12 protein-coding genes and 3 pseudogenes are annotated in these 15,187 nt (G+C 39.1%); 7 read left to right on the top strand and 8 right to left on the bottom strand.

What is annotated here, in order from left to right:
• Positions 1-18: 18 nt before the first annotated feature.
• The 4 genes from UP17_RS10920 to UP17_RS10935 are packed head-to-tail and all read left to right on the top strand — an operon-like array spanning position 19 to position 3,680.
• On the top strand, positions 19-1,320 hold the full coding sequence (locus UP17_RS10920) for an aromatic ring-hydroxylating oxygenase subunit alpha (RefSeq protein ID WP_061463035.1): 1,302 nt from the start codon (positions 19-21) through the stop codon (positions 1,318-1,320).
• Positions 1,321-1,341: 21 nt separating this feature from the next.
• Positions 1,342-1,851, top strand: a complete 510-nt coding sequence (locus tag UP17_RS10925) for an aromatic-ring-hydroxylating dioxygenase subunit beta (protein WP_061463036.1) — start codon at positions 1,342-1,344, stop codon at positions 1,849-1,851.
• 41 nt (positions 1,852-1,892) lie between these two features.
• Positions 1,893-2,681: an SDR family NAD(P)-dependent oxidoreductase gene (locus UP17_RS10930; protein ID WP_250211794.1), complete on the top strand. Its 789-nt coding sequence runs from the start codon at positions 1,893-1,895 to the stop codon at positions 2,679-2,681.
• A 39-nt stretch (positions 2,682-2,720) separates the two neighbouring features.
• Positions 2,721-3,680, top strand: a complete 960-nt coding sequence (locus UP17_RS10935; protein ID WP_061463037.1) for a VOC family protein — start codon at positions 2,721-2,723, stop codon at positions 3,678-3,680.
• Positions 3,681-4,153: 473 nt separating this feature from the next.
• On the opposite strand, the gene UP17_RS10940 is transcribed toward UP17_RS10935, so the two are convergent.
• The 4 genes from UP17_RS10940 to UP17_RS10950 all read right to left on the bottom strand — a co-directional run bounded on the left by UP17_RS10940 (position 4,154) and on the right by UP17_RS10950 (position 6,967).
• Positions 4,154-4,381, bottom strand: a complete 228-nt coding sequence (locus UP17_RS10940) for a twin-arginine translocase TatA/TatE family subunit (RefSeq protein ID WP_061463038.1) — start codon at positions 4,379-4,381, stop codon at positions 4,154-4,156.
• A gap of 222 nt (positions 4,382-4,603) precedes the next feature.
• Positions 4,604-4,747, bottom strand: a complete 144-nt coding sequence (locus UP17_RS27520) for a hypothetical protein (RefSeq protein ID WP_155727296.1) — start codon at positions 4,745-4,747, stop codon at positions 4,604-4,606.
• Between the two features lie 15 nt (positions 4,748-4,762).
• Positions 4,763-5,932 (bottom strand): ZIP family metal transporter, encoded by a 1,170-nt coding sequence (locus tag UP17_RS10945; RefSeq protein ID WP_061463039.1) that lies wholly within the window; start codon positions 5,930-5,932, stop codon positions 4,763-4,765.
• Between the two features lie 18 nt (positions 5,933-5,950).
• A complete protein-coding gene (locus tag UP17_RS10950; RefSeq protein ID WP_061463040.1) occupies positions 5,951-6,967 on the bottom strand; it encodes a multicopper oxidase domain-containing protein in 1,017 nt (338 codons plus the stop codon).
• Between the two features lie 203 nt (positions 6,968-7,170).
• Between UP17_RS10950 and UP17_RS10955 the strand changes: the two genes are divergently transcribed.
• Both UP17_RS10955 and UP17_RS10960 read left to right on the top strand, forming a co-directional pair.
• Positions 7,171-7,839, top strand: a complete 669-nt coding sequence (locus UP17_RS10955; protein ID WP_061463041.1) for a hypothetical protein — start codon at positions 7,171-7,173, stop codon at positions 7,837-7,839.
• A gap of 35 nt (positions 7,840-7,874) precedes the next feature.
• A pseudogene (locus tag UP17_RS10960) lies at positions 7,875-8,367 on the top strand (recombinase family protein).
• A 101-nt stretch (positions 8,368-8,468) separates the two neighbouring features.
• Here the strand turns inward: UP17_RS10960 and UP17_RS26405 are convergent.
• Positions 8,469-8,726, bottom strand: a pseudogene (locus tag UP17_RS26405) (transposase); the annotation flags it as partial.
• Positions 8,727-8,930: 204 nt separating this feature from the next.
• Entirely contained in the window at positions 8,931-10,100 is a 1,170-nt protein-coding gene (locus UP17_RS10965; RefSeq protein WP_061463042.1) for a serine hydrolase domain-containing protein, read from the bottom strand.
• A 686-nt stretch (positions 10,101-10,786) separates the two neighbouring features.
• On the opposite strand from UP17_RS10965, the pseudogene UP17_RS10970 reads away from it, so the two are divergent.
• A pseudogene (locus UP17_RS10970) lies at positions 10,787-12,144 on the top strand (IS1182 family transposase).
• Positions 12,145-12,373: 229 nt separating this feature from the next.
• Here the strand turns inward: UP17_RS10970 and UP17_RS10975 are convergent.
• Complete coding sequence (locus UP17_RS10975) at positions 12,374-13,570, bottom strand: macrolide family glycosyltransferase (protein WP_349817603.1); 1,197 nt, start codon at positions 13,568-13,570, stop codon at positions 12,374-12,376.
• 269 nt (positions 13,571-13,839) lie between these two features.
• A protein-coding gene (locus UP17_RS10980; protein WP_155727297.1) for an IS3 family transposase occupies positions 13,840-14,999 on the bottom strand; the annotation gives its coding sequence in 2 pieces (ribosomal slippage) (positions 13,840-14,741 and positions 14,741-14,999; 1,161 coding nt in all).
• Positions 15,000-15,187 lie beyond the last annotated feature (188 nt).

The raw sequence follows: 15,187 nt of genomic DNA on the forward strand, positions 1-15,187 counted from the left end.
TGGAAGGGAGAGAAAAGTATGCTTAAAACTGATAAGTCCCTGGAAGAAATGTCGAAACAGCAAGTTGTTAACTATTTGAACGAAACGGTTAAACCAGAGGAAGGCGTTATACCTGCATACCTCCTTGGAGATCAAAAGGTTTATGATATAGAACATGAAAAAGTGTTTTTGAAAACATGGGTTTTTGTCGGCCATGAATCTGAAGTACCCAACAAAGGAGATTTCTTGACCCGTGAACTGGCTGGCTATTCGCTCATCATAACCCGTGACGGTGAAGGGGAAATCAGGGCGTTTTATAATATGTGCACACATCGCGGAATGAAACTATGCCGTGCTGATAAAGGAAACAAGTCTTTATTTACGTGTCCCTATCATGGATTTAACTTTAAAAACACTGGCGAACTAGTGGGGGTACCACTTCAAAAGGACATATATGGGAGCACACTTGACCGCTCAGAAATGGGCCTTCACAAAGTGAAGCTTGATTCTTATAAAGGCCTTTTATTTGGAACTTGGAATGAAGACGCTGAGCCGCTTGAAGAGTTTCTTGGAGATATTAAATGGTATTTGGATATACTCGTAGGACGCGCAGAAATGGAAGTTATCGGGGTCCCGCAAAGATTCGTTGTTAATTCCAATTGGAAAGTGGGTTCCGATAACTTTGTTGGTGATTCCTATCACACGATGGTCACACACGGATCCATTGCAAAACTTGGCATGGTACCCAATGCCACCTATTCAAAGCGTGGTTTTCAAATCCATATGGATAACGGCCATGGGCTGAACTTAGGGACACCTAACCCTGACTTCGCTTTCCCGGCAGAATTGAAAGATGAATTTAAAAGTAATTTGTCTGAAGAACAATATGAAGTTTTATCAAACTTAAAGAATATGATTGGGAACGTTTTCCCCAACTTATCATTTTTAATTTCCCATACAAAAATCAAAGACCAGTTCATCTCCAACACTTCAATTAGAATGTGGCGGCCAATTGGTCACAATAAAATGGAAGTGATCGCTTGGATGCTCGTCGAAAAGAACGCCTCCCAAGATTGGAAAGATAGATCAAGAGATTCGTTTATCTTGACCTTTAGCCCATCCGGTATTTTCGAACAGGATGATACGGAAGTGTTTACAGATATTACTGAAGCAGCCCAGGGCCCAATGCCTTTCTTAAAGAATTTAACCTATAATTATACCATGGGTCTTCATCGTGACCCTGTTGATTTCATAGGACCGGGCATTGCTTACGATGATAAATTCACAGAAGCGAGCCAACGGAATTTTTACAAGTACTGGCTGGAGTTGATGACGAAATGATAAGCGGGAGGGGGAATGGAAATGAATGTGGAGAAAATGTTGCTTAAATGTGAATTTGAACAGTGGCTGTATGATGAAGCACAATTACTGGATGATATTGAATTTGATGATTGGTTCGATCTAATGCATTCAAGCTTGCGCTACCAAATGCCCGTTCGCATTAATAAAGAAGGGGTGGAACGCCCGGATTATTCAACGGAAATGTTTACATTCAATGATGATATTGAGCTGCTGAGACTGCGCGTGGATCGTTTGAAAACAGATTATGCATGGGCGGAAATACCGCCATCAAGAACACGCCGTTTTGTCTCTAACGTGCGCGTTAAGGACTTTGTTGAAGGTGAAAAGGCAGTCATCAAGAGCTATCTTCTTATCTATCGAAGCCGGAGCACGGATATTCAACACGATTTGATTTCGGGCGAACGAAATGATGAATTCATATTCGAAGAGGGTAAATGGAAACTTGCCAAACGGATATTCATCGTTGACCAAACAACGATAAATACCAGGAATCTTGCTATCTTCGTATAAATATTACTAGCATAAAAAGGATAACAAGGAGGCTGGTTGTAATGGCAATGGCGTTAAAGGATAAAGTAGTGTTGATTACCGGAGGGAACTCTGGTATAGGGGAAGCTGTCACTAGACGTTTCATACATGAAGGAGCAAAAGTCAGCATTATCGGCCGCTCAATAGAAACGCTGAAGAAAATGAAGGAGGAATTTGGTGAAGGGATTCTTGTTCATCAAGGCGATGTAAGCAAATATGAAGACAATGAGAGGGCTGTACAGGCCACTGTCAGGCAATTCGGAAAGCTGGATGTTTTCGTTGCTAATGCTGGAGTCTTTGATGGGTTTGCCAAATTTGCCGACGTAACTCCCGATGCACTTTCCGAAGCATATGACTTTCTGTTCGATATTAACGTTAAAGGATCTTTCTTCGGTGCAAAAGCCGCTCTTGATGAACTGCAAAAATCGAATGGCAATATTATTTTTACTGTATCCGGTGCTAGTTTCTATCCTGATGGCGGCGGGGTTTGGTACACAGCAAGCAAGCATGCTCAAATAGGGTTAATGCGCCAACTTGCTTTTGAACTCGCTCCGAATATTCGGGTAAACGCTGTGGCGCCTGGTGGCACACTGACGGCATTATCGGTCATTCCTCCTCTAAGTCCATTCGTTAAAATCGTGGATAATGATACGAAGGCCAGCAGCATAAAGAAAAGAAATCCACTTCAGCTTGCCCAGATGCCCGAAGATCATGTAGCTGCTTATGTCCTGTTAGCATCGGACGAAGCGCGTGCAATTACCGGTGAAGTCATTTCCAGCGACGGTGGTTTGTCAGTTCGTGGACTGGGTTGAGTTTATAACAAAATAAATTGTGGAAGAAGGTTTATAAGGTTGGCAGAATCTCTATTGGGCAATAGGAACATTAATCAACTTGCATTTGTTGTTAAAGATATTGAAACTGCTAATCTAGCTTTCACAAGACTGCTAGGCATTAAGAAGGCAGAACCATTTCTAACTGGTGACAGTTCTGTTTCGAAAGTGACTTTTAGAGGTGTACCAACGGAATCAAAATCTAAACTGGCTTTTCTGAATACACCAACCGTCCAAATTGAACTAATAGAACCAGATAAAAATCCAGGAACGATGCGTGAGTTCCTGGATGAAGTAGGTGAAGGGATCCACCATATTGCTTTTGATGTAGATTCTATCCAAAAGAGACTGCCAATCATGGAGAAAAGTGCATACCCAGCTTTGCAAACGGGTGAATTCACTTCAAGTGACGGCCGGTATGTATATGTGGATACACTAGATAATCACAAAACGTTAGTTGAGCTGCTTGAAAGTGAAGAGCCAAGAAAAACGGCATGGGAAAGACCAGAAGATGAAAGAGTTCAGCCGTTATTAGGGACTAACAAAGTGGAACAGCTTGCGTTAGTTGTAAAAGACCTGGATGCGGCTGCAGATGCATATTGTAAGTTGTTGGGTATTGAAAAACCTCCCATCATTCATTCTGGATCAACCGAAATTACAAATGTGATTTACAAAGGGAAGCCCACTGAAGGAGAATCTAGATACATGTTCATCGATACCCCGTTAATTCAGGTTGAATTAATCGAGCCGGGCGAATCACCTAGCACATGGAAAGATCATCTTGAAACAAATGGTGAGGGAGTTCACCATATCTCTTTTGTCGTTAAAGATATGGAAGGTAAAATGAAGATGTTGGAGGAAATGGGCTATCCGGTCATACAGACAGGTAACTTTTTTAACGGAAAAGGGCGATATGCCTATATGGATACAATATCGACCTTTAAAGTGATTATTGAATTACTAGAACGTTTTGATGGGTAAAGTTTCAATCCAAGAATATCAAAATGCTTATTCTTTTCAAGGAATCAAGCTGGTAAAAAGCAATAGTAGGCGGAGGGAGTAGGGGATATCCGAAAAAACAGGGCTTTAGTATAGCTCTAATATACTTTATAAAACCAGATGAATAATATCGTCGAACAAGATCACCGGTTTATTAATTAGCGAGTTCGTTCTAAGTTAGGCTAAAAATACTTCGAACAGCCAAACAATTAATCTGTGGAGTAGGTGATGTATATGCTGAAAAAAGGGCAACTTCAACAAATGGTGAAGTCTGCCTATAGTGAGAGAGTAAAAACATCATAATTCATAGTGGAAATAGATGTTGAGGTTATATGTTTCTAACAAATCATATTTGCATCAGAAACCGATAAGATGTATATCGCTGTATTCCTTGGCGGATGTCTCGTTTTTTTAAAATAAAATAAATAGACGGGTGCCCCGTCTACCCTAGTACCTTATGAAACTGACGATTTATCCAGTTTCTTTTCACCAGTCGTTAACTCAGGATTATTCTGTTCCTCTTTATCTTTTTCATCAGATACTAATCCATTGGTCGCACTTTTGAATTCAGTTAAAGTACGTCCAAAAGCCCGGCCGATTTCCGGCAGCTTTTTTGGTCCAAAAACAATCAAGGCAATGACAAGTACTAATATTAAACCTGGAATTCCGATATTTGAAAACATTAATAATCAGCCTCCTGAAATTGGAATTATTTACAGAGTAACACAAAGGCATCGTTTCGCCAGGGTGAAGTGCCATCCGCCACTCGGGTGCTGGACTGCAATGAATTACGCCTCTTCATTAGGGGGAAATGGTGGTGTAGGCAAATTATGACGCCCCCATGTTTTTGAACCTTTAGAGAACAAAATGATGGTCGTACATGTGACCTTATTTCAAGAAATCACCTAAAAAACATGAACAAGAGAATAGAAGTCTCCTGCAATGTCTTCTTCCTTGACATCTACAAATCCTTTAATTGATTGTTCACTTAAAGAACAACCTATCCCCGACAGTAGGAAGCTTTTCAGGTCCAATACTCCAAGGTTCATTTATTTAGTTCTCCCTTAAAATTTAACGAAAAATGCAGTAAAGTACATGATTAACAGTCCAATCGTGAATCCAGAAAGGTTTAACCATGAGACAGATGGTTCTCTATGTGTTCTATGATCGTCAATGAGCATTTTCGTTATTACATAAATTACCTGAATAATTGCCCCTGCACCAATACCCAGGAACAAAGCTCCCCAAATTGGCGAGAAGATGAACGCCCCAACCCAAGTACCTAAAATGGCGGGTGCACCTGCGATACCTCCCAGTAATAAAAAGTCTTTCAATCTAGGTGTGGTCTTTAATAAAGGAGCAGCGATTCCAATGCCTTCCGTAATGTTGTGAAGGGTAAATCCGATAATTAAAAAGGTTCCTAAAGCGGCTTCACCAAGAGAAAAAGAAGAACCAATTGCCAAGCCTTCCCCAAAGTTATGAAGTCCTATTCCGGTAGCCATCAACAAAGCCATACCAAAAGGTGAATACCCTTTCTTTTCTTGCTTTCTTTGTTGATACTGATCAAAGCCGATTAATAATAAGAAGGTTAAGGAAGCTCCAATAATGACAATCATATTGCCCTGAAAGACAGAAGGAGCTTCTGCACCAATCTCAAATCCATCAGCTAGCGTCCCAACAAATAAAAATAAAAGCAGCCCAACGGTAAGGGCAAGAATCGAATTAATCCACTTTCGTGAGAAACGTTTCATAAATGGATACCACAACAAACCCAATGTAATCGGCACTATTCCAACATAAAAGCCTATTAAGCCGTAGTTCAAAAAGTTGCTTCGGTTGGTTTCTGGAGTAAGCGTGGTGGCTGCAAGTGCACCTTCCGTGATAATTCCATTTTCTGTGATTAATTTAATGGTGTGTGGATCACCTTCCACCCATGGGTAAGCGATGTTTATCTTTCCTTCCTCAAATCGTTCAAGTGTAGCTTGAGGGGAGACACTGTAATTCCACACCGAATCATTGACCATAACTTGGGAAATCGTCAATGGTGTGGGTCCCGTATTACTAACAGATAATTCGAAACCGGTATTAGTTACCTTGATGCGTTCAATGTTCAACACTTCTATTGGTGCTGCAGGATCTTTTTCTACACCTGCTCCATTCTTTAGCACAAATCCCAGCACACCTATTAGTATTATTAACGGTATTAAACCAGTAATTATTCCTTTCCCCTTCATATTAATATCTCCCCTTCTTTACTCGACCTCAAAAAATCCCATCCAGCCTAACTCAGCAAATTCACTAACATGGGCATGAAACATATATGTTCCCGCGTAAGGAAAACGAACCTCAATTATTCCACGCTCTCCCTGACATTGCATGATGGTATCTGTAAACTGGGAGGGGTTATCGTTTCTACCGGTTGGATAGTACGTAAAATAATTCGCATGCAAGTGAAACGAATTTAATAAGTCGAATTCTGTTAAATTACTTAGATAAATCCGAACGAGTTGGTCTTTTTTAATTTTAATAGGGTGATTCATAAATGCGAAGGCATAGCCATTCACTGTGTAAAATTCGTTTGCGCCATCTAAATCCAAATCAAATCCATTCATAACCATGTTTAACTCGAATGCCGGCTCTCTTGGCTTCTTTGGATCAATAATAAAATTACCGTATAGACCTTTATGGATATGACGGGCTAGGGGAAGTACATGGCAATGGTAAATTTGTAATCCGTATGGCTTCGCTTCAAATTCGTATGTGAATTTTTGTCCAGGAAAAATGGAAGTTAAACCGTCCATCTCTGGAGGATGGATTCCGTGAAAATGAATAGAGTGGGGATGGCTGCCCTTATTAATAAAGTGAAACCGCAAAAGGTCCCCTTCGGTACAACGAAAAGTTGGTCCTGGAATAGTCCCGTTATAAGTCCAGCCAGGAAATTTAATTCCTTTGGCAATTTCAATTTCTTTATCAATAGCCACGACCTCGTATTCCCGGAGTGTTTGCCCGTTTGGCAGCTTGGTAACTTTTCCATAATCAAACTCAGTAAGGAGCCGTTCTGCCATTTTATAACCTGTCGTTTTTGTTTTATCAATCATGTTTGAATGATTTGAATGGTGGCTAGTTTTGTGAGACGAACCATTTGCTGCCTTAGCTACAGTTGGAAATTGTGCCATTTTATTAAAGTAATACGTTCCAGCTACCCCAAACGCTCCTGCAGTCCCCATCTTTAATATATCTCTGCGGGAAACCTTGTTTTCTTCAGACATTACTTGACCACCTCTCAAAAAGTTTCTTTAAGGAAACTTTTTTTTGTATTAGCTATAATTTAAAACAGAGACAATGTTCATGTCAACATATTTTTGCAAAATGCTTCGTATGCAAAGACACGCAAGTACAAATCTGTGAGAGGTGCATGAATAATTCATGATCCAACTCTAATTATTAGTTTTTTGTTCAATTTGAGTACAGCTTGACTATATTTCTAGAAGAAGATGATATTTTTGGTAATGCTAAAGTACACTTCGTTGAAAGAGAAGATTTGGAGTATTTATCGTTCATTTTGAGGAATGGTATGGTGACGGCCAAAAATTTGTCAAGCATGAACGCATTGCATAAAGTAGGGGTTTATCTTGGAACGATTAAGGCAAGGAAATTAACGAATGTCAATGTGACCGTTCCAAATAAGGCAACGATCTACACCATGCAGCATGATCTTCTTATTACCGACTTGATACATGAACTACAATCGGAAAAGCAGGCCGTTGACTTATTTCGAACAAAGAGGGAAATTCGCTTTTCTATGTTAGGAGAAGGAGATAATCAAAGTAAATTGAAGGCCTACAATGATAATCGAGACCGAATACCAGATGCTGTTTTCTTTTTAAAGGAACTGATGGGGACGTCTACCACTTGGGTTGTACTGGAATTGAATAAGAAAGATCATAAGCGCTATGATTACAAGATTAAGATGTTTGATGATATGCTTTCCGATGGACGACGGGACCATCAGCTTTACTCCTACGATCAGGTAATCTTTTTTGCGAATGACGTAAAAATTCATAATGCGATCAATCAGGCCAAACAGCGGTTGATTAATGCCAGAAAGATTACTGTGCGTAATATGGATATGCCAGAGTGAGTACCTTAAACCAAGATTCGGAATCTGAAATTCAAATGTTGAAAAAAGGTTGCGAAGTAATTTACTCCGAAAAGTTTACGGGGACAAAATTTGATTGTCCAAAATTTCGAGAACTACTTTCGGTACCAGAAACTGGAGATACACTTGTTGTAACAAAATTTGATCGCTTTGCACGTTCGGTAAAAATGCTATTCAAACAATTAAATGGTTTTCTCTAAAAAGGGGTTAAGGTTCATATACTCAATATGATAGTAGTGGAAAATACACCAATAGAAAAAAATTGATGTTTAATATCATTAGTTCATTTGCCGAATTTGAAAGAGGTACGATTGTAGAACAAACAAGAAGGAAAAGCGATTCCGAAATTAAATCCGGATTCTAAAGAAGGGCGAACAAGAAATATAAAAACAGATTGCACATTCTCTTGATTTATTAAAAACGAAATCTTATAGACAAGTTGAATAAATGACAGGGATCAGTGTAAGTACCTTGCCGCGGGCGAAAAAACAACACGAAGAAAAAAAGTAAAGGTATTAGTATTGTGATGCTTGATGTGAAGATAATAAATAAAAGGAAGTGAAATCTATGTTTATGATATTTTGAGGTTGTCAGTCTATTAATATTCGTTATTTAAATGCTTGATAAAATAGTGGAAAATGATCTTTAATGATATAAACAGCCTTATATTCACTCAATTTTCGTTTCTTCTTGATGAGGAGTAATTGTCGCATTTGAAGCATATTGGGGGAACAAAGAAGGATGCTAATTAATTGTCCATATAGATGACACTCTAATCTTTCCAGTTTTACAAAATTACATTGCTTAATACGAAAAAATGATTTCCATGTTTTAAAGTTAAGTTCAATTTGCCAACATAATGAGTAAAAACGCCATCCTTTCCTATGGTTTTACAGAAAGAATAGCGTATTTTTTCATTTTAAGGAGGATTTTGTTTTATTAGCTTAATAGCATGGGGTTGCCACCTGGATTCCAAAAAGCCCTAAATTTATTTTTAAAAGTAAGTCGGGGTTTTTGAACCAGAAAAGTATATTTTTAACTATAAAAACTACGACAAAATTTTTCCTTTTTGCCTACTTGCTAAATTCAGCAAGTAAAATATTTTTAAAAGGATTAGGACTGTTATCTCTACCCAAACTGTTCAAACTGACGACCAACGTATGCTTGCCTCCAAGTGTACCTCCAGCAATAGTAGAAAACCCTAGAATGCCACCTGTGTGTCCCCATATCGAGACACCGTTTGGAAGCTTAGTTTCATAGATTCCAAGACCATATCCATCAATACCTGCTCTTCCTGTAGGAACTGTAGTAAGCATTTGTTTTAGTTGCTGTTCCTTCAGTAATTTGCCATCGAGCAAGGAAGAGAAGAATTTATTTAAGTCGTCAGCAGTAGAAATCATATCTCCAGCCGAGCTACCTGCACTTGGGTTATAATAGGTAACGTCTTTTATCTCACTTGCTTCGTCTGGTTGGGAATATCCCCGAGCGTGCTTGGTGCCTGGAATAACGCTTGAATTACCAGGTAGGAATGTATCCGACAATTCAAGCGGTTCAATAATCCGATTTTCAATCTCTTCCGCGTAGCTGTTTCCGGTTACTTTTTCAATAAGAATACCCAGTAATACGTATCCTGTGTTTGAATAGGACCAGCCCTTTCCTGGGTCAAAGTCTGGGGGCAGTGAAATCCCCATCTTCACTAGTTCTTCAGCCGTATACGATTTTTTTGTATCCATAAAATCAGCGTCTTTTGACCTTGAGTATTCAGCGATACCACTTGTATGGTTCAATATCTGCCGGATGGTAATCTGTTTAGCATTATATCCGTTTCCTTGAATGACACCAGGCAACCATTTTTCGATGGAGTCGTCTAGACTCAAGCGGTTCTCTCCAGCTAATTGAAGTACAACCGTTGCGGTGAACGTCTTCGTCACGCTGCCAATGCGAAAACGAAAATCTGTTTTCATTGGTTTCTTGGTGCTCAGATTCGCTACCCCAGCGGCATACCCCCACGTTTTTCCATCCACAGAAGTTTTAGCAAGTATCCCTGGGAATCCAAGTTGCAATGTATCCCGCATTGCTTGCTTGACGGAATTATGACCTCGTTGAGTGCTTGTTTGTAACGGACTAGATACATTTTGAGTGGGCTCTACTTTTGCAATTGAGGTTGGCGATGTGTATAGCAGGGAACTTCCAGCTAGTAAAAGGGCCAGACTAGCGAATGTAATTTGCTTACGTATTTTCATAAGGCATTCCTCTCCTCTATTAATATTGTATAGGTGATTTCTTACTGTTCCTTACCTCCTGGCAAGGCTTAGGGAAAAGGCCCTCTCATATAGATAGATTAAACCCCCAGTACAAAGGTATCTATCAATATCAACAATTTGAGCCATTTAAATCTCCATCCCTTCTATAACAAAATTATTTAAAGGTATGAAAGCATAATATGTAACCTTAGTTATTGTAGATTAGCACAACATGAGATATACCATCAACCTATATTTTACTATTTTATCCATAATATGTATTGAGGGGGAGTGTAAATTCGAATCATTTCCGTACCCAAACCATTGATCGTCTTTTTCACCTATTATAATTAGGTATTTAGAATTTCATTTTATAAATCACAGTGAAAAAGGATCTTCAACGAAGATCCTTTCAGACTGTAGACAAACTCTAGGAAAATCGAGTTTGTCTATTTTTTATGAGTTGTACAATTTGGCCGTTGATTTCCACTCCAGGCACTCGCTTTCCGCGGGCGGTCGGGGAGCCTCCTCGGCTTTCGCCTGCGGGGTCTCCCCTAGACGCGCTTTTCCCGCAGGAGTCTCGTACCTTCCGTTCCAATCAACTTTGTCTTATCTTTTAGATAAACACTTTTGCCCTGAGTCGCTTTTGTTTTAAAATAGAAGTATTAAAACTTGAGGTGATGAGGATGCTTTCGAAACATAATTCTATTCAGCGAGATCAACTTGAAATGATTACGTTAGATCAACTGGTGCCACCGAACCATTTGGTTCGTAAACTAGAGGCTGCCATTGACTTCACTTTCATTTATGACTTGGTGAAAGATATGTATTCAGAGGTAGGACGCCCAAGTATTGATCCAGTTATTTTAGTTAAACTGCATTCATTCAATATACCTTCGGTATTCGTTCCATGCGTAAAACGATTGAAGAAGTTGAAACTAATATGGCTTACCGTTGGTTCTTAGGCTATGGTTTCCATGATAAAGTACCTCATTTCTCTACGTTTGGGAAAAATTATGAGCGACGCTTTAAAGATACAGACCTGTTTGAACAGATTTTCTATCGCATTTTAATGACAGCTGCTAATAAAAAGTTAATAAGTGCTGAACACGTTTTCGTGGATTCCACACATGTGAAAGCCAGTGCGAATAAACGGAAATTTGAAAAGAAAATCGTTCGTAAAGAAACACGAGCGTATCAAGGGCGTCTTCAAGAAGAAATCAATCAAGATCGTGAAAACCATGGAAAGAAGCCTTTTCCATCAGATAAATTTGATAAAGAAGAGACCAAAGAGATTAAAGAAAGTACAACGGATTCTGAGAGTGGCTACTATGTGAAAGATGAACGAACAAAACAGTTTGCCTATTCATTCCACGCGGCCGCAGACCGCAACGGTTTTATATTGGGAACGATTGTAACACCTGGAAATATACATGACAGTCAGATCTTAGAGCCACTAGTTGAACAAGTGATTGAGAAAATTGGAAAACCGGAAGCCGTTGCCGCAGATGCAGCTTATAAAACACCAGCGATTACAAGCTACCTTTTTAACAAAGAAATCATACCGGCTTTACCTTATACACGTCCTCGCACCAAAGAAGGATTTTTCCGCAAACAGGACTATGTATACGATGAACATTTTGATTGTTACCTTTGTCCTTCGGGAGAGCTATTAAAGTACTCAACAACCAATAAAGAGGGCTATCGCGAGTATAAATCACCCAAACACACTTGTGCGACATGCTCATTTTTATCTCAGTGTACAGAAAGCAAAGACCATCAAAAAGTGGTGACACGGCATATTTGGCAAACACATGTGGAAGAAGCCGATCATCTGCGTCATCATCAAGATGTAAAAACTATATATGCGAAACGTAAAGAAACGATTGAGCGTGTATTCGCAGATGCAAAAGAAAAGCATGGTATGCGTTGGACAACTTTAAGGGGACTTAAAAAATTGTCGATGCAGGCGATGCTTACTTTCGCTGCCATTAATTTAAAGAAGATGGCCAATTGGACATGGGGAGGTCCAAAAATGGCCTAACATAGTGGGCTCGTAGAACCCCAATCTCCTAACTTCAGGCAAAAATTCAAAGGGCATCTCAAAAAGGGGTTCGGAATTTTTTAATTCCGAACCCCTTTTGTCTACAAACTGAAAGGATCTTCAACGAAGATCCTTTTGATGATTCAATTGACGTGTTACTTCGATAATCTCTTCTAGGAGTGATACAGATGTCAATCGATCATTTTTCTGACCGTACCCCTTATATGCCTTAGAAGATACCCGAACTTACCTTTTTTAAGTACTCATCTATAGCCGTTAGAGCTTCTTTTGCTCCACCTGCTTTTTTAAAGCTATTGCTCAACTTCTTAGCATTTTCCCGATAAGCAGGATTGGACAATACCTCTTGAACGGATTCTTGTAGCTTTTCTATGCTTACTTCATGTGGATCAATTCTAAACCCGGCTTGAAGTTCCTCTAATCGATTAGCGATCATAGGCTGATCTGAGGTCTGGGGGATGACGACAAGGGGCACTTCATAATAGAGAGCCTCGCTCGTACTATTCATTCCTCCATGGGTAATGAAGACGTCCGTATGATTTAAAACTTCAAGCTGCGGTAAATATCTACGTACAATGAAGTTTTCCGGCAAAGGCTGCAGCTTGGCTAAATCAGTAGCCATGCCCACTGAAAATATGACTTTCCCCTCAAAGTTTCTAAAAGCCTCTACACAGGTTTGAAAGAAAGATTCAAATCCTTGCAATATGGTACCCATTGAAATATACAGTACTTTCTGGTCTTTGAGTTCCTCTAACGGAAAATCATGTGTTTGCACCCGTTTCGTGATGGAAGGACCGATAAATACATATGAATCATCCATATATTCTCCACCTGGTTGAAACTCTCTGCTTGTATAGATAATATTCAAATCAGAAGTATTCATCATAAATTGGAAGTGGTGCTTTACCTTCACACCGAAACGTTCCTGGATCCGTTCCGTTATAGTCGAATTTTCTTTCTCGATTTCCGGCGATGGATTTAGAGGAAGACCTCTGCCACTTTCTAGCATTTTCAGGAATTGCTCCTGAGGAATAGCGAAGGAAGATGATGAAGAGATAGAAGGAATGTTTAAATAGTCTTTGACCAGCAGTCCCGCACCAAATGTATCATGATACACATAATCAAATGGGATGGAATCAGCTAATTCTTGAACAACAGCCAAAATATCATAGGAAAGTTTTAATTGGATTTGCATAAATTCATGGATACTAGTGACTTTTTGAGGTGTTAATCCCTTTAAATGATTAGGATGAAGGTATACATTAGCACCCAAACCTTCAATTCTCTCTTTAAATTCTTCAGTGGTTACGTAATGAACAGAATCTCCACGATCAATTAAAGCTTTTACTACACCAAGAGTCGGATTAACATGGCCCTCAGCTGGAATATTTATCATTAATACATTCATCAACTTTCATTCCCCTTTTCAATAATATATAAATCACTCAATCTCTTTTCATGATACATACCATTCTTATCTTTTTCCAATATAAACCATCGTATTTATCTATAAGGGGTGAGGCAAGAATTATTTCTTTTTTAAGCCATTCACTAAAGACAATAGTGATTTGAGCTATTAATTAAGTTCTACGTCACGTGGACAAAGTTTCGCTAGATCATAAAGAAAGAGACTCAATGCACATAACCCTGTCAAGTAGACAATAAAAAAAGAGTATTTCAAGCTACGGCCTTTTCTCGGTATTCAACCGGGGGAAGGCCGTTAAATTTTTCTTGGAAGCGATCAGTATTATAGAAGTCTATATACTCCTGAATAGCTACATAAGCTTGCTCTGCAGTTTTTGGCCGCACCAAATATAACTTCTCTGTTTTTAAATGAGAGAAGAAACTTTCGATACACGCGTTATCATGACAATTACCACGACGAGAGTGGCTTCCTTGAATACCAAGTTCTTTTACCTGCTTTTCGTATGATTTCGTCGTATATTGGAATCCTTGATCAGAGTGAAGAAGGGCACCCTTTTCAAATGACTTGTCCCTTAACTGATTCAACGTATTATGAACTAATTCAAGATCGTTTCGTGTAGAAACTTCCCATGCCACAATTTCATTATTATACAAATCTAAAACGGCAGATAGGTAGGCAAACGTGTCTCCAATCCGTACATAGGTTATATCTGTTACTAACTTTTGTAACATGGACTCTGCATAGAACTCACGGTTTAAAACATTTTTAAATACAACGGATCCTCTTCGGCCATAGAATGAGCGTTTCTTTCGAATAACAGATGTAACCCCCAATTCTCTCATCAAACGACGAACACGCTTATGATTGACAACGATTCCCTCTCTGAATAAAGATCGAGTCATCCTTTTATATCCGTAGTATGGATGTATCTTATGAATGGCTAATATATGTTCTTTTATCCATAGGTTTTTCTCAAGTCTTAGAGAACGTTTAGACTGAGTCTTCCGCCATTTGTAGTAACCAGCTCTTGAAACTTCACCGATTTTTAATAGCCACGCGAGTGGGTGTGTTTTCCTCAATCCATCAATTACTTGAAACCTTTCGGCTTTCAGGACCATTCCTTCCCATGTAGATTTGGATTGCGCTTTTTTAAATAGTCCACCTGCGCTTTCAGATAAGCATTTTCTTCTTCAACACTAGAAAAATTCTTACGGTTCCATACACCACGTTGGTCTTCAAACAGCTCATTATTTTGCACTTTCTTTACCCAATTCGCTATTTGCGCATCACTTTTGATACCAAATCTCTCACGAAGCTGACGATAAGACCAGCCTTCTTCCAACTTCAAACGAACGACTTCTCGCTTTAATTTTTCTGTATATGTTTGAAAGGTTTGCCCTTTTTTTGCCATAGAAAAATCCCCTCCCAGATAGACTGTTAAGAACATTTTATCATGCTCTCTTTTTTCTCTGTCTACCTGTAGGGGATAATACCACAATTCAATTGAAGTGAGTCTCTTTTTTTATGAGTGTGTATTGTATTCGGATTTTATTCTAACATGATTAATATCGTTTAGGGCCTGGAAAAGTGTGAAGGGAA

The organism is Peribacillus simplex (assembly GCF_001578185.1).
In the GTDB taxonomy this organism is placed as follows: Bacteria; Bacillota; Bacilli; order Bacillales; family DSM-1321; genus Peribacillus; species Peribacillus simplex_A.

What these genes read in the sequence shown, in the direction of transcription:
- UP17_RS10945 (WP_061463039.1), bottom strand. Translation starts at nt 5,932, where the DNA reads ATGAAGGGGAAAGGAATAATTACTGGTTTAATACCGTTAATAATACTA.
- UP17_RS10920 (WP_061463035.1), top strand. Translation starts at nt 19, where the DNA reads ATGCTTAAAACTGATAAGTCCCTGGAAGAAATGTCGAAACAGCAAGTT.
- UP17_RS10940 (WP_061463038.1), bottom strand. Translation starts at nt 4,381, where the DNA reads ATGTTTTCAAATATCGGAATTCCAGGTTTAATATTAGTACTTGTCATT.
- UP17_RS10925 (WP_061463036.1), top strand. Translation starts at nt 1,342, where the DNA reads ATGAATGTGGAGAAAATGTTGCTTAAATGTGAATTTGAACAGTGGCTG.
- UP17_RS27520 (WP_155727296.1), bottom strand. Translation starts at nt 4,747, where the DNA reads ATGAACCTTGGAGTATTGGACCTGAAAAGCTTCCTACTGTCGGGGATA.
- UP17_RS10965 (WP_061463042.1), bottom strand. Translation starts at nt 10,100, where the DNA reads ATGAAAATACGTAAGCAAATTACATTCGCTAGTCTGGCCCTTTTACTA.
- UP17_RS10950 (WP_061463040.1), bottom strand. Translation starts at nt 6,967, where the DNA reads ATGTCTGAAGAAAACAAGGTTTCCCGCAGAGATATATTAAAGATGGGG.
- UP17_RS10930 (WP_250211794.1), top strand. Translation starts at nt 1,893, where the DNA reads ATGGCAATGGCGTTAAAGGATAAAGTAGTGTTGATTACCGGAGGGAAC.
- UP17_RS10975 (WP_349817603.1), bottom strand. Translation starts at nt 13,570, where the DNA reads ATGAATGTATTAATGATAAATATTCCAGCTGAGGGCCATGTTAATCCG.